Annotated in this window: 15 protein-coding genes; 9 read left to right on the forward strand and 6 right to left on the reverse strand. The window is 70.2% G+C overall.

Annotated elements, in window-relative coordinates:
* Positions 1–3 precede the first annotated feature (3 nt).
* Entirely contained in the window at positions 4–927 is a 924-nt protein-coding gene (locus QUC20_RS13365) for a hypothetical protein (RefSeq protein WP_289330189.1), read from the forward strand.
* A gap of 142 nt (positions 928–1,069) precedes the next feature.
* Here QUC20_RS13365 and QUC20_RS13370 read toward each other — a convergent pair whose 3' ends face one another.
* From QUC20_RS13370 to bsh, 5 genes are all read right to left on the reverse strand, one after another.
* The gene (locus tag QUC20_RS13370) at positions 1,070–2,722 is read right to left on the reverse strand and encodes an alpha-amylase family protein (protein ID WP_120265262.1); all 1,653 of its coding nucleotides are present in this window, start codon (positions 2,720–2,722) and stop codon (positions 1,070–1,072) included.
* The gene (locus tag QUC20_RS13375) at positions 2,719–3,729 is read right to left on the reverse strand and encodes an LLM class flavin-dependent oxidoreductase (RefSeq protein ID WP_289330190.1); all 1,011 of its coding nucleotides are present in this window, start codon (positions 3,727–3,729) and stop codon (positions 2,719–2,721) included. The genes QUC20_RS13370 and QUC20_RS13375 overlap by 4 nt, the downstream gene beginning before the upstream one ends.
* Before the next feature lie 75 nt (positions 3,730–3,804).
* On the reverse strand, positions 3,805–4,176 hold the full coding sequence (locus QUC20_RS13380) for a sigma factor (protein ID WP_289330191.1): 372 nt from the start codon (positions 4,174–4,176) through the stop codon (positions 3,805–3,807).
* Positions 4,177–4,342: 166 nt separating this feature from the next.
* The gene (locus tag QUC20_RS13385; protein ID WP_289330192.1) at positions 4,343–4,513 is read right to left on the reverse strand and encodes a CsbD family protein; all 171 of its coding nucleotides are present in this window, start codon (positions 4,511–4,513) and stop codon (positions 4,343–4,345) included.
* Between the two features lie 157 nt (positions 4,514–4,670).
* Positions 4,671–5,648: a choloylglycine hydrolase gene (bsh, locus tag QUC20_RS13390; RefSeq protein ID WP_120265258.1), complete on the reverse strand. Its 978-nt coding sequence runs from the start codon at positions 5,646–5,648 to the stop codon at positions 4,671–4,673.
* Positions 5,649–5,973: 325 nt separating this feature from the next.
* Here bsh and QUC20_RS13395 point away from each other — a divergent pair, with 325 nt between their 5' ends.
* From QUC20_RS13395 to QUC20_RS13430, 8 genes are all read left to right on the forward strand, one after another.
* On the forward strand, positions 5,974–6,954 hold the full coding sequence (locus tag QUC20_RS13395; protein ID WP_120265257.1) for an ABC transporter substrate-binding protein: 981 nt from the start codon (positions 5,974–5,976) through the stop codon (positions 6,952–6,954).
* Between the two features lie 64 nt (positions 6,955–7,018).
* Positions 7,019–8,566: a sugar ABC transporter ATP-binding protein gene (locus tag QUC20_RS13400; protein ID WP_289330193.1), complete on the forward strand. Its 1,548-nt coding sequence runs from the start codon at positions 7,019–7,021 to the stop codon at positions 8,564–8,566.
* Positions 8,563–9,606: an ABC transporter permease gene (locus QUC20_RS13405; protein ID WP_120265255.1), complete on the forward strand. Its 1,044-nt coding sequence runs from the start codon at positions 8,563–8,565 to the stop codon at positions 9,604–9,606. Before QUC20_RS13400 ends, QUC20_RS13405 begins: the two co-directional genes overlap by 4 nt.
* Positions 9,603–10,622, forward strand: a complete 1,020-nt coding sequence (locus QUC20_RS13410; RefSeq protein WP_120265254.1) for an ABC transporter permease subunit — start codon at positions 9,603–9,605, stop codon at positions 10,620–10,622. The genes QUC20_RS13405 and QUC20_RS13410 overlap by 4 nt, the downstream gene beginning before the upstream one ends.
* Before the next feature lie 55 nt (positions 10,623–10,677).
* Positions 10,678–12,213: a sugar ABC transporter ATP-binding protein gene (locus QUC20_RS13415; RefSeq protein WP_120265253.1), complete on the forward strand. Its 1,536-nt coding sequence runs from the start codon at positions 10,678–10,680 to the stop codon at positions 12,211–12,213.
* Positions 12,206–13,219, forward strand: coding sequence for a LacI family DNA-binding transcriptional regulator (locus QUC20_RS13420; protein WP_289330194.1), 1,014 nt, complete (start codon positions 12,206–12,208; stop codon positions 13,217–13,219). The genes QUC20_RS13415 and QUC20_RS13420 overlap by 8 nt, the downstream gene beginning before the upstream one ends.
* 47 nt (positions 13,220–13,266) lie before the next feature.
* A complete protein-coding gene (locus QUC20_RS13425; protein WP_289330195.1) occupies positions 13,267–14,157 on the forward strand; it encodes a hypothetical protein in 891 nt (296 codons plus the stop codon).
* 72 nt (positions 14,158–14,229) lie between these two features.
* A complete protein-coding gene (locus tag QUC20_RS13430) occupies positions 14,230–16,779 on the forward strand; it encodes a bifunctional lysylphosphatidylglycerol flippase/synthetase MprF (protein WP_289330196.1) in 2,550 nt (849 codons plus the stop codon).
* Here QUC20_RS13430 and QUC20_RS13435 read toward each other — a convergent pair.
* Positions 16,748–18,052 carry an alpha/beta hydrolase gene (locus tag QUC20_RS13435; protein ID WP_289330197.1) on the reverse strand — a complete coding sequence of 435 codons (1,305 nt, stop codon included), beginning with the start codon at positions 18,050–18,052 and terminating at the stop codon, positions 16,748–16,750. The two genes, QUC20_RS13430 and QUC20_RS13435, sit on opposite strands and share 32 nt — an antisense overlap.
* Positions 18,053–18,143: the final 91 nt, after the last annotated feature.

Raw genomic sequence — 18,143 nt, forward strand, 5'->3', positions numbered from 1 at the left:
CGCATGGCGCGACGTGACCTGACCGGATCGCCCATCGCTCGTGCGTTGTCGGTGGCGGGTGTCGGCGCGCTCGCCCTGGTCGTCGTCGCTCTGACGGCCCTCGCGCTCCAGCACGACCGCAGCTCGCAGACGGCCGTCGCCCTCACCGCGGGGCCGGTGCCGAGCTTCTCGTTCCGCGGCGAGGCGCGACCGGACGCGACCGACTCGCCGGCTCCGACCGCATCGCCGACGGCGATCGGGGCCGCGGAGCGCTTCCTCGCCCGTTCGTCCGAGGGAACGCTATGGCGGGCGACGGCCGGTGCCTGCAACGGCGAGGAACCGGTCGTGGAGCGCTCCGACGACGACGGGGCGACGTGGGTCGATGTGACGCCGCGCTCCCGCGGGATCGCCCAGGTTCGCGCCCTGTCGGGTCTCTCCGGCGCCGACGCCGAGCTCGTCGTCGATCTGGCGGATTGCACGCCGCAGCTGTTGCGCACGTTCACTCAGGGGAGGTTCTGGGACCCCTACCCCGATCTGCTGGCGCGTGCGATGTACCCGGCGGGTTCGGCTCCGACCGTGCTCGATTCGCCCTCCGGTGAGATTCCGCTGCCGTGTGCCGCACCCGCGAGCGTGCGGGTGGGCGCGCAGCAGACCGCGGTCATCTGCGAGGGCGTCCCGTATACGCGTGTCGGTACGGGAGCGTTCGCTCCCCTACCGCTCGCGAACGCCGTCGCACTCGACGTGTTGGGCCGCGAGACCGCGGTCGCGCGTGTCGATGCCGGTGCGTGCGATGGTGCCCTGTCGCTGTCATGGGTAGATGCGGCCGGCGTCGTGTCTGCGACGGAATGCGTTGCCGGAACCGATCCGGCGGCGCCCGCGGCGGTTGCCGCCTTCGACGATGAGACCGTCGTGTGGTCGGGCGAGACGGTCGTGTCGATCACGCCCTGACGACGAGTCGCGGAGATGGGGGCGAGGTGCGGACGATCCCCCCGGCCGTCCGTACCTCGCCCCCGTTGCCCCTCCCCCATCCTCGACACGGACCCCGCCCTCGATCCGCTGAGGCCGCGGAAATCACCCGCTGTTTCACCCGTCAGCGCAAGCGTCCGTCGCCGGGACGCGTGACGCGGAGACGCCGCGCGCCATAGCCGTCGAGGCCCATCGAGACGGTGCCGCCGTCCAGCGCCCAGCTCTCGCCCGAGGCGAGGCAGACGAGCTCGGTGCCTGCGGGCTCGTCGCCGAGATCGACGTCGAACGCCACCGGCTCGCCGGCGAAGTTGTGCACCGCCACGAATCGGCTCTCGCTCGTGCGAGCGCCGTGGGCCAGGACGGATGCCGCGGTGACGGGCAGCAATTCGAGCTCGCCCCACCCGATCTCGGGAGACTGCCGGTAGCTGCGCGCGAGCCCGCGGATGAATGCGAACAACGAGTCCGGGACCAGAAGCTGGTTCTCGACGTTCACGTGCTGAGGGGCGTACGGGCCCTCCGGTGCCGGCAGAGGGTGCGCGCTCGCGGGCGCGGTCGAGAACCCGCCGTCGGGGCGCCACTGCATCGGCACGCGGACCGCGTCGCGCTCCTCGATGTCGAGGTTCTCGCCCATTCCGATCTCCTCGCCGTACAACAGCACCGGCGTTCCGGGCAGCGAGAAGAGCAGGCTGTACACGAGGCGGATTCGGCGCGGGTCGCCGCCCAGCATCGGAGGCAGCCGGCGCCGGATGCCGCGACCGAACACCTGCATCGACTCCTCGGGCGCGAAGGCGGCGAACACCTCCTCCCGCTCGGCGTCGGAGAGCTGGTCGAGGGTGAGCTCGTCGTGGTTTCGGACGAAATTCGCCCACTGCGAGATCGTCGCGATCTCGGGACGGCTCTCGAGCGAGGCGCGCAGCGGCTGCGGGTCTTCCCGCGCGAGCGCGAGATAGAGCGCCTGGTTGCTCGCGAAATCAAACTGCATGTGCAGCTCGCCGTCGCCGTCCGCGCCGAAGTAGGCGGCCTGCTCGTCGTGCGGCACGTTGACCTCGCCGACGAGCATCGCCTCGCTCGAGCGCCGTTGCGCGAAGCGGCGCAGCGCGCGCAGGACGTCGTGGTCGCGCTGCGGCTCGCGACGTTCGGGCGAAGAGACGAACGACGGCACCGCGTCGACCCGGAAGCCCGACACGCCCAGCTGTAGCCAGAAGCCCATGACTTTCGCCAGCTCGCGCTGCACGGCCGGGTTCTCGGCGTTCAGGTCGGGCTGGTGGGCGTAGAAGCTGTGCAGGTAGTACTGCCCGGTTCTCTCGTCCCACTCCCAGACGCCGTCTTCCTCACCGGGGAACTGCGTCTCGCGGGGGTCGTCGGGGATCTCGTCGCGCCACACGTAGAAGTCGCGATAGGGCGACTCCCGGCTCTCTCGTGCCGAGAGGAACCAGGGATGCTGGTCGGAGGTGTGGTTCATGACGAGGTCGACGATGACCCGGATGCCGCGGTCCTCGGCGGTGCGGATGAGCTCGACGAAGTCGCCGTGTGTCCCCACGCGCGGATCGACCCCGTAGTAGTCCGACACGTCGTACCCGTTGTCACGCCCGGGCGTGGGATAGAAGGGCATGAGCCAGAGGCAGGTCACGCCGAGGTCTGCGAGGTAGGGCAGCCGCCGGGCGAGGCCCTGCAGGTCGCCGTCGCCGTCGCCGTCGTCGTCGAGGTACTTCTCGACGTCGACGCAGTAGAGCACGGCGTTCTTCCACCACAGGTCGCTCGTGTCGGAGATCTTCATCGTGCGCTCCCGGAGTCATTCGGCTCGGCGCCCAGCCGCTCACGCAGTGCCGTGAGGAGGGCCGCGGCCCGTTCACCGAGGAACGCGCGCTGGTCCTGTGAGATCTCGTGGATGTAGAGGCGGTCGAAGCCGGTGTCGACGAGCCCCGCGAGGCGGTCGGCGAGATCGGCGATGCCGCCGGGGGAATCGTCCGCGACGAGCACGTGCTCGGCCAGCTCGGCATCGGTGGGGTCGCCGGCTCGGGCGGCGAAGTCTTCCGGCTGGGCGATGTCCCAAGCCTCCGGCGGGGTGACCACGCCGTGCAGCCACTGGTCGCGCACGAGCGTGGTGGCCTCTTCGCTCGATCCCGCGAGCGCGATGTGCACCTGCAGACAGGTGGGGCCGAGGCCGCCGGCATCCAGGTACGCGTCGACGATCTCGGCGACCTGGTCACGGCGCGTGCCGACCGTGACGAGTCCGTCGGCCCACCCGGCTGCCCACCGTGCGGTCTCGGGCGAGGCGGCGGTCGCCATGAGCGTCGCCGGCCCCGCGGGCAGGCTCCACAGACGGGCCTCGTGCACGCGGATGCGGCCGTCGTGATCGATGCGCTCGCCGGCGAGCAGTCCCCGCATCACTTCGACGCACTCTCCCAGGCGCGCGGTGCGTTCGTCTTTCGGGGGCCAGGGCGCGCCGGTGACGTGCTCGTTCAGCAGCTCGCCGCTGCCGAGGGCGGCGAAGTAGCGCCCCGGGAACATCTCGGCGAGAGTCGCGATCGCCTGTGCACTCACGACGGGGTGGTACAGCTGACCGGGTGTGGAGACCGATCCGATGGGAAACCGGGTCGAGGCGAGGGCGGCGCCGAGCCACGCGATCGTGTTGCCCGAGTGCCCCTGGCGGGGAGTCCACGGCGCGAGGTGGTCAGCGCTGAATGCACCGTCGAAGCCGACGCGTTCGGCTGCGATGACGGCTTCCAGGAGCGCGCTGGGCGCGAGCTGTTCGTGCGAAGCGTGATATCCGATGAAGGCCATGCCCCAGTCTTTCGGCCGGGCCGGGCCGAGCACCTCCTGTTGCCCGATCGAGCCTGTTGCGGTACGGGGCCGGTGTCAGGCTGGGCCGCTCGTCTCGTGGAGACGCGTCAGCGCTTCGCGCATCTCGGTCAGCCGGCCGCGCCCGACAGCGCGACGCCGGAGGCGGGCGAGGATCCAGGCGCGCACGGTGCCCGCGCCCGCGTCGAACCAGCGCGCCTCGCGCCAGACGTCGAGGAAGGCCTGGCGCACGGCTTCCTCGGCTGCATCCCTGCTCGCAGTCAGCCGCAGCGCGAGCCCGAAGGCAGCGGCGGCGGTGGCGTCGTACAGCTCGGCGAACGCACCCTGGTCGCCGGCGGCGACAGCGGTGAGGAGCGCGTGGAGCTCGGCCTCGGAGCCGGGACGTGAGGGCTCGTCCGCGGCCGTGTCCGGCGCGAGCAGATCTGTCATGAGGGAATCGTGCTGCGCGACCGCACAGCCCGGAAGCGCTTGAGTCTCGACACCGCTCGTGATAGGCGGATGCAGTCAGATGAATACATCCACCCCGAGCGCCCCGCAGGCGGACAGCAGAGCGCCCCGGGTCCATGGACCCGGGGCGCTCGCGTGAGGGAGCGTCTTACTTGAAGGCGTCCTTGACGTTCTCGCCGGCCTTCTTGACGTTGGCGGCGGTCTGGTCCTTGTGGCCTTCGGCTTCGAGACGCTCGTTGTCGGTCGCCTTGCCGGCGGCTTCCTTCGCCTTGCCGGTGACGTCCTGAGCTGCGTTCTTGATCTTGTCGTCGAGTCCCATATTCGGCCCCTTCCGTCGATCTGCGTCCGGGTCTGATCCCGGATGCCGGGACGGTTCATCCCGGTCCGGATACGGTAGGTCGATCGATTCCCACCGCGCGACCACTCGCGTTCCGGACGGCAATGCGGTATAGCCACCGATCCGGTATGGCGGGTCGTCAGTTCTGCATGTTGATCTGCTGCCCCGTCACCAGCGGGTAATGCACGAGCGTGTCGGCGTCGAGGTTCTCGCGATGCATGTCGACTCCCGAGATCTGGCTGTTCTCGTATGTCGTGTAGTAGTACACACCGGTGTCGGTGTTGCAGCACGACGAGTAGATGGTGATCTCGAATTTGCCTTCCTCCCCGACGTGCACGCACCCGCGTTGCTGCGCCACCGACCCGAGGATCTGGAAGAACTGGCTGATCGACTCCGACTCCGATTCGCCGGCGACGGAGTTCATCCGGGTGAACGCCGCCTTGGCGAAACGGGAGGACGACGAGAGGTCACCGGGGAGCCCGATCGCTCCCATACCGCGGCTGTACCGGTCCAACGCGAGCTCGGGGGCGAAGGTGTTCTCCGGCGGGTAGGTCGACAGGTGCATGAGGTTGTTGAGGCCGAACAGCTGGATGTCGAACGTCGGATTGTTCGTGAGCACGCCGACGGGGTTGTCGTACACGCGAAGCCCCTCCCGCACGCTCTCGACGGTGATCGACCGTTCGCGGTCGGCGATGATCCAGTGCAGCGGTGAGGCCGGGAAGGCGTCGCTGAACGAGGCGTCGGTGATCGTGACGTCGGTGAGCGCCGCCGCGACCTCGTCGACGGTCGCGAAGCGGCCGAGGACCCACGGGATGAACTCGAACGACGCGATGTTCGTCGTGCCGGCCTTCTCGGGCTTGTAGTCCGCGTTGCCGGGGAAGTTCAGCCCGGCCATGCCCAGCCCCCGCTCGTTGACGGCGTCGTAGTACAGCGGGTAGCCGTCGGCGATCGTCGCGATGCCGATGATCGCATGGTGGGTCTCGAGCGGATCGGTCGCCCGGAAACGGAAGGGGAAGTTGCGCGGAGTCACCACGACGGTCTCATGATACGAGAACTCGAGGTCGAGGTTCCGGCCGAAGTAGTGGTTCCGCGTGGTGTAGCTGACACCTGTGCACATGGTGCGCCTCCTGTGACGTCGGGCCGCCCGTCGACCCTCGTCCCACCCCTACCCGAGCGTGGACGCCGCACGGCAGGGCCCTTGACACGCCGTCGCGCACGTGCGGCCCGGCGGAACGCGCACACCGCCGACAGGTGTGAGCGCTCACCTCGGGGCGATCCGCGCCGATGGCGACCGTGGCTGCCCGGCCCTCGCGGTTGCTGATTCGTTACGGAGACCGCTCTTGACACGACCCGTATTGTGAGCGCTAACATTCGAGCGTCCCCCTGTGGTGACATGCATCAGAGATCCGGCGACGTCGCCGGACGAAACGAGGAGGTTTCCGATGTCCCAGGTGAAGTCCGTCGTCACCGCGATCGCCATGCTCGGCGTCGTCGCACTCAGCGCCACCGCATGCGCGAGCTCCGGCTCGCCGGGCGGCTCCGGCGGCGACGACGTCATCACGGTCGGGTTCGCCCAGACCGGTTCCGAGAGCGGATGGCGAAGCGCCAACACCGAGTCGATCAAGGAGGCGTTCTCGGCTGAGAACGGCTTCGACCTGATCTTCAACGCCGCCGACAACAAGCCCGAGGCCCAGATCGCCGCGGTGCGCAGCTTCATCAACCAGGGCGTCGACGCGATCGTGCTCGCGCCCATCGTCAGCGACGGGTGGGACGACGTCCTCAAAGAGGCGAAGGATGCCGGCATCCCCGTCATCCTCGAAGACCGCACGGTCTCGGCACCCGACGACCTCTACGCCAGCTGGATCGGGCTCGACTTCGAGCAGGAGGGCAAGACGGCGGGCGAATGGGTCGCCGAGAACTTCGGCTCGAAGCCCACGAACCTCGTGATCCTCGAGGGGACCACCGGCTCGTCGGCGGCCACCGACCGGCAGACCGGTTTCGACGCCGCGGTCGCGGGCACCGACATCACCGTGCTCGACTCCCAGACGGGCAACTTCACCCGGGCCGAGGGCAAGACGGTCATGGAGGGCTTCCTCCAGAAGTTCGGCTCCGAGATCAACGTGCTCTTCGCCCACAACGACGACATGGGCCTCGGCGCCCTCGACGCGATCAAGGCGGCCGGTATGACGCCGGGCACCGACATCCAGATCGTCACGATCGACGCGGTGAAGGACGGCATGACCGCGCTCGCGAACGGCGAGTTCAACTTCATCGTCGAGTGCAACCCGCTCCTCGGTGAGAAGACGGCCGAGGTCGTGAAGTCCGTCGTCGCGGGCGAGTCGGTCGACAAGACCTACATCGTCGAGGACCAGAGCTTCACGCAGGAGCAGGCGAAGGAAGTCCTGGACAGCCGCCCCTACTGATCCGACACCCTGGTGGCGGCCGGCACCACCGGCCGCCACTCCCCCTTCAGAAAGCGGGTCGATGATGACCACGGAACGCCCGGTCGCAGTCGCGATGCGCGGGATCACCATCCAGTTCCCCGGCGTGAAGGCGCTCGACGCCGTGGATCTCACGCTCTACGGCGGCGAGATCCACTCGCTCATGGGAGAGAACGGCGCCGGCAAATCGACGCTCATCAAGGCGCTCACCGGCGTCTACGCGATCGACAGCGGCAGCATCGTCGTGGGCGGCCGCGAGCGCTCGTTCCGCAGCACGGCCGACGCGCAGGCCGCGGGCATCTCGACGGTCTACCAAGAGGTGAACCTGTGCGCCAACCTCTCGGTCGCCGAGAACGTGATGCTGGGCAACGAGGTGCGCCGCGCGGGACGCATCGACTGGCGCGCGACGCACGAGGCGGCCGCGGGCCATCTCGCCGAGCTCGGACTCGACATCGACACCCATTCCGTGCTCGCCAGCCACTCGATCGCGGTGCAGCAGCTCGTCGCCATCAGCCGGTCGATGGTCATCGACACCCGGGTCCTGATCCTGGACGAGCCGACGTCGAGCCTCGACCGCGGCGAGGTCGAGCAGCTGTTCGCGGTGATGCGACGGCTCCGTGACCGCGGGGTCGCGATCCTGTTCGTCTCGCACTTCCTCGACCAGATCTACGAGATCTCCGACCGCCTGACGGTGCTGCGCAACGGCGGCCTCGTCGGCGAGTACCCCGTCGCCGAGCTCGGGCGCGAGGCGCTCGTGGCGCGCATGATCGGGCGCGAGCTGAGCGCCCTCGACGCTCTGTCGTCGACGGCGGAGCGCGAGATCGACCGCGACGCCGTGCCCGTTCTCCGCGCTCGCGGGGTCGGACGGCGCGGCGTCATCGAAGCGGCCGATCTCGACGTCCACCGCGGCGAGGTCGTCGGGCTCGCCGGGCTGCTCGGCTCGGGCCGCACCGAGCTCGCGCGGCTGCTCGCCGGTGCCGACCGCTCGGACGGCGGCACCGTCGAGATCGATGGTGCACCCACCCGTCTGAGCAGCCCGCGGAACGCGCTCGATCGCGGCATCGCGTTCTCGTCCGAGGACCGCCGGTCCGAAGGCATCGTCGCCGACCTCACCGTCGCCGAGAACATCGTGCTCGGCGTGCAGGCACGGCGCGGCGCGCTGCGGCGGGTGCCGCAGAGCGAGCGCGACGCGCTCGTCGCCGAATACCTCGACGCGCTCGGCGTCCGCCCCGCCGACCCCAACGCCCTCGTGCGCAACCTCTCGGGGGGAAACCAGCAGAAGGTGCTGCTGGCACGATGGCTCGCCACCGCCCCCGAACTGCTCATCCTCGACGAGCCCACCCGCGGCATCGACGTCGGCGCCAAGGCCGACATCCAGCGCAAGGTCGCCGAGCTCGCGGCCCAGGGACTGGCCGTCGTCTTCATCTCCTCGGAGCTCGAGGAGGTGCTGCGCATCGCGCAACGCGTCGCCGTCCTGCGCGATCGTCGCAAGATCGGCGAGCTCATGACGCAGGATGTGGACGTCGACACACTGGTCGCCTTCATCGCCGAGGGCGACTCCGAGGACCCCTCGGGTAAGGAGAAGATCGCGTGAAGAAGCTGTTCACGCACCGGCTCGTCTGGCCGGTGCTCGCCCTCGTGGCCCTGATCGCGGTCAACACCGTGTCGCGGCCGTCGTTCCTGAGCGTGACGGTGCAGAACGGGCAGCTGTACGGCTCGCTCATCGACATCCTCCGCAACAGCGCCCCGCTCATGCTCGTCGCCCTCGGCATGACGCTCGTGATCGCCACACGCGGCATCGACCTCTCGGTGGGCGCGATCATGGCGGTGTCGGGCGCGGTCGCCCTGACGATCATCGAAGCCTCGCCCGAGCCGGGCAACCTCGGGGTCGTCGCGATCGCCATCGCGGCGGGCGTGGGCACCTCGCTCGTCCTGGGGGCCTGGAACGGCTTCCTCGTCGCGGTGCTCGGGATCCAGCCGATCATCGCCACCCTCGTGCTCATGCTCGCCGGGCGCGGCGTCGCCCTGCTCATCACGCGCGGGTTCATCACCACGATCAACAGCGAGCCCTACCAGTTCATGGCGCAGGGCTACGTTTTCGGGCTGCCCTTCGCGCTGTGCGTCTCGGTCGCGGCGATCGTCGTCGTCGCCGTCGTCCAGCGGCGCACCGCGTTGGGGATGCTGACCGAGGCGGTCGGCATCAACCCCGAGGCCAGCCGGCTGGCGGGCGTGCGCTCGCGCGGGATCATCTGGGGCACGTACATCGCCAGCGGGACCCTCGCCGGGATCGCCGGCATCCTGTACAGCTCGAACATCATGGCCGCCGACGCCAATGCGGCGGGCATGTACATCGAGCTCGACGCCATCCTCGCCGTCGTGCTGGGCGGCACATCGCTCGCGGGCGGCAAGTTCAGCATCGCCGGCACCGTGGTCGGCGTCTTCACGATCCAGACCCTCAAGACCACGATCACCTTCCTCGGGGTCCCGCCCGCGGTGAGCCCGGTGTTCATGGCCGGCGCGGTGCTCGTGGTCGTGCTGCTGCAGTCGCGCCGGGTGCGCGGCTGGTTCACCTCCGGCCGCCGCCCCGCGGCTCGCCCGGTCTCCACCCGCTCCGACGCGAAGGTGCTGTCATGACATCGCTCACCGCTGCCCCCCGCGCGCACGAGCGCGCCCTGAGCCCCTGGCGCCGCTTCCTGAGCCGCCACATCGCCCTCGTCCCGGTGTTCGCGGCCGCCGCGATCCTCCTCGTGATGATCGCGGGCGCGATGATCAACTTCCCGAACTTCCAGCTGCCGCGGATCCTGTCGTCGATCCTCCTCGACAACGCCTACCTCCTGGTGCTCGCGGTCGGGATGACCTTCGTGATCCTCACCGGGGGCATCGACCTCTCGGTGGGCGCGGTCATGGCTTTCACCGGCATCCTGTGCGCGCGACTGCTGTCGGAGGGCGTGCCCGTCGCGGTCGCGATTCCGGCGATGATCGCGATCGGCGGTGCGATCGGCCTGCTGATCGGCGTGCTGGTGCAGTTCTTCGACGTCCAGCCCTTCATCGCCTCGCTCATCGGGATGTTCCTCGCGCGCGGCCTCGCTTTCGTGGTGAGCCTCGAGTCGATCAAGGTCGCTGACGAGGGTCTGCTGTGGCTGCAGTCGACCCGGCTGTCGTTCGGCGGCTGGTACATCACGCCCACCGGCATCCTGGCGCTGCTCACCGTCGTGCTGGCCGCCCTCGTCCTGCGCTACACGCGCTTCGGCCGCACCGTCTACGCGATCGGCGGCAGCGAGCAGTCGGCACGCCTCATGGGCTTGCCGGTCGTGCGCACCCGACTGCTGGTCTACGTCATCAGCGGCATCTGCGCGGGGATCGCGGGCATCGTGCTGACCGCGTACTCCGGCGCGGGCTACCCCCTGAACGGCGTCGGCACCGAGCTCGACACGATCGCCGCGGTGGTGATCGGCGGCACTCTCCTCACAGGAGGCAGCGGCTTCGTCGTCGGATCGCTCATCGGGGTGTTCGTCTACGGCCTCATCCGGACGATCATCTCGTTCCTGGGCGCCGAGCAGTCATGGACCCGCATCACGGTGGGCGCACTGCTGCTGGTGTTCGTCGTGGTGCAGCGGGTGATCGTCAGCCGATCCGCCACGCGGCGGTGACGGCCCGCCGCGCCGCGGCAGCGCGGCGGCGCTTCGGGGCGGCATGATGGTGCGCATGGATCCCGAGGCGCCGCCGACGCTCGAGGTGCGCGGAGCCGACGTGCGCTTCGGCCCCGAGCAGGCGCTCGCGAACGTCGATCTGCGCCTGTTCGCGGGCGAAGTGCATTCGCTCATGGGAGAGAACGGCGCGGGGAAGTCGACGCTCATCAAGGCCATCACCGGCGCGCTCCGCCTGGATGCCGGTGAGATCCTCCTCGACGGCGCCCCGGTGCACCTCGCCCGCCCCGCGGACGCGATCGCGGCGGGCATCTCCACGGTGTACCAGGAGATCGACCTGCTGCCGAACCTCACCGTCGCCGAGAACGTCTCGCTCGGACGCGAACCGCGCCGCTTCGGCATCATCGATCACGCCGAGATGCGCAGGCGGGCCGCGGCTGCGCTCGAATCCCTCGGCGTCTCGATCGACCCGGGCTCGCTCCTGTCATCGCACTCCCTCGCGATCCAGCAGCTCGTGGCCATCGCCCGGGCCGTGTCGGGCGACGGCCTCCGCGTGCTCGTGCTCGACGAGCCGACGTCGAGCCTCGACGCCGACGAGGTCGCCGAGCTGTTCCGCGTCGTCCGCGAGCTGACGGCCCGCGGCATCGCGGTGCTGTTCGTGTCGCACTTCCTCGACCAGGTCTACGAGCTGTGCGACCGCGTCACGGTGCTCCGCGGGGGCCGGTTCGTCGGGGAGTACTCGACCACCGAGCTGCTGCGTGTCGAGCTCGTCGAGAAGATGCTCGGCGACTCGGCGGCGCGGCTCGCCGCGATCGACGACGAGCCGGCGCCGCCGAGCGAGGGGCCCCTGGTGCTGTCGGCCCGCGGCGCACGCACGGGCCGGACCCGGCACCCGTTCGACCTCGAGCTCGTCGAGGGCGAAGTGATCGGCTTCGCCGGTCTGCTCGGTTCGGGTCGCACCGAGTTCGCGCGTGCGCTCACGGGGGTCGACCGGCTCGACGAGGGCGCGGTGCTGCTCGACGAGACCCCGCTCGGGGGTCACGGTCCGCGGTCGGCGATCGGGCGCGGGGTCGTGTACTCGTCGGAGAACCGTCGCACCGAGGGCGTGCTGGGAGACCTCAGCGTGCTCGAGAACATCACGCTCGCGCTGCAGGCGCAACGCGGCATCCTGCGCCCCGTGGGCGCCACTCGGGCGCGCGAGCTCGCCCGGAGCTGGATCGAGGCCCTCAACATCCGTCCCGCCGACATCGACCGGCCGGTGCGGGAGCTCTCGGGCGGCAACCAGCAGAAGGTGCTGCTGGCCCGACTGCTCGCGCTGTCTCCGCGGGTGGTCGTGCTCGATGAGCCCACCCGCGGCATCGACGTCGGCGCGAAGGCCGAGGTGCAACGGCTCGTCGGAGAGCTCGCCGACAACGGCGTGTCGGTCGTCTACATCTCGGCGGAGCTCGACGAGGTGCTGCGCGTCTCGCACACCGTCGCCGTCGTCCGCGATGGGCGCATCGCCCACGTCGTGCCCGCCGCGGATCTGACCTCGGACCTGCTCATCGCCCTCGTCGCCCGCGCCGATGACCCCGCCGGCAAGGCCGATGACTGACGCGCGCACGCCCCGGGCGGCGAACATCTTCGACGTCGCGAGACTGGCCGGCGTCTCGCACCAGACGGTGTCGCGCGTGCTCAACGACATGCCGAACGTGCGTCCGGCCACCCGCGAGCGGGTGGAGAAGGCGATCGCGCAGCTGCGTTACAGCCCCTCTCCCGCGGCGCGCGCGCTGGTGACCCGGCGCACCCGGACGATCGGCCTCATCACCCCCGGCACGGTGCAGTTCGGGCCGACCTCGGTCGCGACCCACTTCAACTTCGCCGCGCGGTCGGAGCGCTACAACGTCGACGCGATCAGCTCGCCCGAGAGCGATGTCGCCGCCGTGCGGTCGGCGATCGACGGGCTGCTCCGGCAGCGCGTGGACGCCATCGTCCTCATCGTCGTCGATCTCGACGTGCTCGCCGCCGTCCAGGGTCTCGAGCTCGACATCCCCCTCGTCGCCGTCGCCGCCACGAGCCGGCCGCACCCGCAGCTCGTGGCGATCGACCAGTACCGGGGTGCACGCAGTGCCGTGCGCCACCTCGCCGAGAGCGGGCATCGGCGTATCCACCACATCGCGGGGCCCGCACGCAATCCCGACGCCGCCGAGCGCGTGCGCGGCTGGCGCGACGAGCTCGTCGCGAGGCGGCTCGATATCCCGCCGCTCGCCTACGGCGACTGGTCGGCCGCGAGCGGATTCGGCATCGCGATCGAGAGCGACATCGCGCCGGGCGACGGCATCTTCGTCGGGAACGACCACATGGCCATCGGCGTGCTCTCGGCGCTCCGCGAGCGCGGACTGCGCGTGCCCGAAGACGTCGGGATCGTCGGGTTCGACAACGTGCCCGAGGCCGCCTTCCTGCACCCCGCGCTCACCACCGTCGAACAGGACTTCCCGGCGCTCGGCGCCCTCATCATGCAGAAGGTGCTGCTCGTGGTGGAGCAGCCCGATGTGGTGACCGAAGCGACGCCGCTGCCGACCCGGCTCATCGTGCGGCAGTCGTCGGTCACGGACGGCTGAGCGCCGCTCCCAGCGTTCTCGTGACCGGGTGCGGCACGATCGTTCCCATGGCCTCTCGATCCCGGATGCGGCGGCGCCGTCGCCGGATCGGGATCGTCGCCGTCCTCGTGACGGTGCCCGTGCTGCTGGTGACCTTGATCGTCGCGATCGGGGTGACCGCGACGAACCTCGCGGCGATCCCGGGCGGCGCCGCGCCTCCGGGCGATCAGCCGCGCGCACTCCCGCCGAACGCCGGTGACATCGACCCCGGCAACCTCATCGACGACGACCTCTTCTTCGATCGCGACGCGCTCTCGACCGCGGAGATCCAGGACTTCCTCGACGACCGGATCGGCGAATGCGTCAATGGAGCGTGTCTGAACGTCGCGACAGCCGGCATCTCATCGCGCGAGGCGCGGGTGTCGGAACGCACCGGTGACGTGATCTGCCGCGCGATCGAGGGCGGCGAGCTGCCCGTCGCGGAGATCATCCATCGCGTGCAGGAGGCCTGCGGGATCTCGGCGCGCGTCATCCTCGTGACCCTCCAGAAGGAGCAGTCGCTGATCGAGGGCCGCGCGGCCCGCGCGCCGTCGGAAGGCCGGCTGCGCGCGGCGATGGGCGCCAGCTGCCCCGACACCGCCCCGTGCGACCCGGAGTACGAGGGCGTCGGCGCACAGATCGTGGCCGGAGCGACCGACCTGGCCTCGTACCGCGCGTCGAACTTCATGCGACAGCCCGGAACCCACTTCATCGCCTTCCACCCCGACCCCGCGTGCGGCGGGACGGATGTCGCGATCGAGAACGACGCGACGGCGGCGCTGTACAACTACACGCCCTACCAGCCCGACCCCGCGGCCATGTCGGCGGGATGGGGCTCGGGCGGCCCGTGCTCGTCGTACGGCAACCGCAACTTCAGTTACTACTTCGCGCTGTGGTTCGGTTCGGTGCGAGCCGGATGAGGCTTCCCGCCGGATAAGTGCCCGCTGTGCGCCTGCTCTGCGCGCACAGGCGGAGCCACTATCGTGCGTCAGGTGACGACATCCCTCAGCGACCTGCGTTCGTTCGCCGCGGGCGCCGGCTCCTGGCTGCGCCACCGTCCGGTGACGCTCCTGATCGCGATCCTCACGATCGGGCTGAGTGTCGCGGGGCTGATCTTCGAGCCGATCGACTGGGGTTTCATCCCCGCCCAGGACGCCGGTGGCGCCGGCGCCGCGACTCGTCACTGGTGGAGCTCCGTGACCTCGCTGTTCGTCGTCGAGACGGTGCCGGCCCTCATCGTGTTCGTCGTCCTCGTGCTCGTGGTGGTGGGCGCCGCCGAACGGGCGATGGGGAGCATGCGCACCGTGATCGCGTACCTCGTGGGCGGCGTCGCGGCATCCTTCCTGGGTTTCGCGATCGACCTGTTCGAGCAGACCTACCTCGCCGGCATCCCGTTGAACGCGCCCGCCGTCGACGTGTTCTCGCCCACCGCCCCGCTGCTCGCCACGGCCATGGCTGCCAGCTCGTTCTTCGGCACGATCTGGCGGCGTCGCACTCGACTGCTGGGGGTGCTCTCCGCCGTCACGCTCTATCTCTACTCGGGCGGCGCGAACGACCTGTTCTCGCTCCTCGCCGTGCCGGTAGGCTTCGCGCTCGGCTTCGCACTCGGTGGGCGCAGCAGCGGTTTCCGCCTCGTGCGCAGCTCGTACTACGAGAAACGGGTGCTGCTCGCAGCGATCGTCGCGATCACGGCGATCGGCCCGGTCGTCGCGACCGCCTCGGGGTCGGGCGCGGGCCTGCTCTCGATCTACGGCTATCTCTCGATCGACCCGCTGAGCATCGTCGACGGCCAGGTTTGCGCGTTCGGCTCGGCGGGCGCCCCGTGCCCCGATGACTTCTCCTCCATCTCCGATCTGCAGGGGTGGTCGAGCGTCGTGGCACTGCTCCCGCTGGTCGTCCTCCTGCTCGCGGCGCGGGGCATCCGCAACGGCCGGCGCATCGCGCTCGAGGTCGCCGTCGCGATCAACCTCGCGATATTCGCCGGCATGCTCTATACGTTCTTCGTGATCGAGCCCGACACCGTCGCCGCCATCGGCGAGGCCGTCAACGCCGAGACCGCGGATTTCGTGTGGCAGACCCTCACCGGGGTGATCGTCGGCGCCATCGTGCCCCTGGCCGTCGCGATCGTGCTGATCGTGTTCCGGGGAGCCGCCCGGGTGACGACCACCGCGGCTGCCAAGCGCACGTTCATCCTGACGATCGTGATCGGGACGGCGGCGACGCTCGTCGTCTCGTTCGTCGGGACGCTCGTGATCGCCGACGGCTTCCAGCCCGGCGTGGATGCGCTCATGGTGTTGCGCGCGTTGCCCCTGCGCCTCGTGCCGCCGACCCTCATCCCCTCGGACATCATCGAGTTCGTGCCCGAGTCCGGTGCCGCCCAGGCGATGTGGTACCTCCCGTCGCTGGTGTTCTGGCTGATCCTGGTCGTCGCCGTCGCCCGCGTGCTCGTCGACTCGCGCACCGTGCTCGATGCACCCGACCGGCTGCGCGCCCGGGGCGTGCTCGAACGCGGTGGCGGCGACACGCTGTCGTTCATGTCGACGTGGCGCGGCAACTCCTACTGGTTCGCGCCCGATGCCGACGCGGCGATCGCCTACCGCGTGCGCGGCACGATCGCGGTGACCCTCGGCGGTCCGTTCGGCCCCGACCACGACCGGCCCGACGTGGTGTCGGGCTTCGTGGAGTTCTGCGGGGCGCACGGCTGGACCGCGACCTTCTACAGCGTCGACGCGCGTGAGGGCAGTGTCTTCGACCACCTCGGCTGGCAGCGGATGCCGGTGGCCGAGGAGGCCGTCCTGCGCCTGCCCGAGTGGAACACGGCGGGAAAGAAGCGGCAGGACATCCGCACCGCGACCAACCGGGCGTCGCGCGAGGGGATCACGGCCGTCTGGACCTCGTGGCGGGAGCTCACCTCGAGCCAGCACGCTCAGATCCGCGAGATCTCCGAGGGCTGGGTCGCCGATCGCACGCTGCCCGAGATGGAGTTCACCCTCGGCGGCGTCGACGAGCTCGACGACCCGGCGGTGCGGCTGATGATGGCGGTGCACGAGAGCGGCCGGATCGAGGCGGTCACGAGCTGGCTGCCGATGTTCGATCACGGAGCCGTGACGGGTTACACCCTCGATTTCATGCGGCGACGTGGCAACGCGATGAACGGGATCATGGAGTTCGTCATCGGCGCCGCCGCCGACCGGATGAAAAGCGACGGGCTCGGCCTGCTGAGCCTGTCGGGTTCGCCGCTGGCCTCGACGCAGCTCGGCGATGACGCCGAGCGCACCAATGTCGCGCGACTGCTCGACCTGCTGGGCGGGCTGCTCGAGCCGGCGTACGGGTTCCGGTCGCTGCTGAACTTCAAGCGCAAGTTCCAGCCCGAGTTCGTGCCGCTGTGGGCCGTGTATCCCGACCCGGCGATGCTGCCCGCGCTGGGCGTCGCTCTGACGCGGTGCTACCTGCCCACCCTCACCCTCGGGCAGGCGGTACGGATGGCGGGGTCGCTGCGCGAGCCCGCCGTCAGCGGCCGAGCCCCCAGTGATCGGCGATGATCTCGAGACCCTGCTGGAAGATGTAGGTCCACGAGGCCGCATCGTGCGCGCTCCCCTGCGCCTCGACGTAGGTGGCATCCATCCCCGCGGCCTGCGCGGCCTGATAGATCCGCTGCACGCCCGGGAGGAACCCGGCGTCGTTGCTCCCGACGCCGAAGACGGCGGTCATGTCGCGGTACGGCGCGTGGGCCGCCATGATCGCGGCGGGCTTAGCCGCCTCGTAGGCTGCCCGGTCGCCGCCGAAGCCCTGCGCGATCGTCGTCGCCTCGTCACCCAGCGAAGGGAACTCCTCGCCCGAGGCGTCGAGGATCGCACTGAAGAGCTCGGGGTGGGCTGAACCGAGCTGGATCGAGCAGGTGCCGCCCTGCGACAGGCCGCCGATGCCCCAGAAGTCGGGGGCGTCCAGAACCGGCAGGTTGGCTTTGATCCAGGTCGGCACGTCGACCGTCAGGTAGGTCGCCGAGTTTCCCAGCGGCGAATCGATGCACATCGGGTTGGTGTCGGGCGAGCCGAGCTGATCGGGCGAGACGACGATCGGGGCGAGGCCGTCGTGAGCCGACGCATAAGCGTCGAGCGACTGCTGCAGGTGGGCCGCGATCAGCGGATCCTGGGGCTGGCCGGGCTGTCCGGACAGCACGATCAGCACGGGCAGCAGCGGCGGGTTGTCGGTGAGGGCTGCGGGCGGGCGGTAGATGACGGCCGGACGGGCGGTGAAGCCCGACGCCGTCGCGGGGATCGTGACCGTGCCGACCTCGCCGGTCGAGGGCATCCCGTCGGGGGCGGTCCAGTCGGCGATCGTCGGACGGTCGGCGTTGCCGTCGAGGGACGGCAGGTCAGCGGAACCGAACGCGGGCATCCCGAGGGCGAGGCGCACGGTCGGGTACTGTCCGAACGCGATGTTCACGCCCATCGCTGCGGTGAGCGCGAAGAGCACGATCGCCAGCGGCGCGGCGACGGCCCGGCGCCAGGTGGGACGCCAGAGCGACACCAGGGCGACCCCGATGGCGGCGAACCCGAGCGCGATCCACATCCGCGAGTCGGCCGTGAGGACCACGCCGAACAGGTTGTAGTGATCCGCCAGCAGCCAGGTCAGGCCGATGCCCAGGAGCCCCGCGACGACCGCCGCCGTCGCTGCCGTCATCGTCCAGCGCCGGCGGAGCCAGCGGTTGCTCGGCCGCAGCACGACGAGCAGCACGAACGCGAGGGCAGCCGCGATGCACGTCCCGACGACGGCTGGGCCGGAGAGGATGTTCGTGTTGAGCAGCCAGTTCACATCGACCTCCCGAGGACGGCGCCGCGCCGCAGTGGCGCGACGGGCTCACCGCCCCGCCCACAGCGTAAACCGGGCCGCGTGCTCGCCTGCG

Origin of the sequence: Microbacterium arborescens (assembly GCF_030369635.1) — a bacterium.
Classification (GTDB): Bacteria; Actinomycetota; Actinomycetes; order Actinomycetales; family Microbacteriaceae; genus Microbacterium.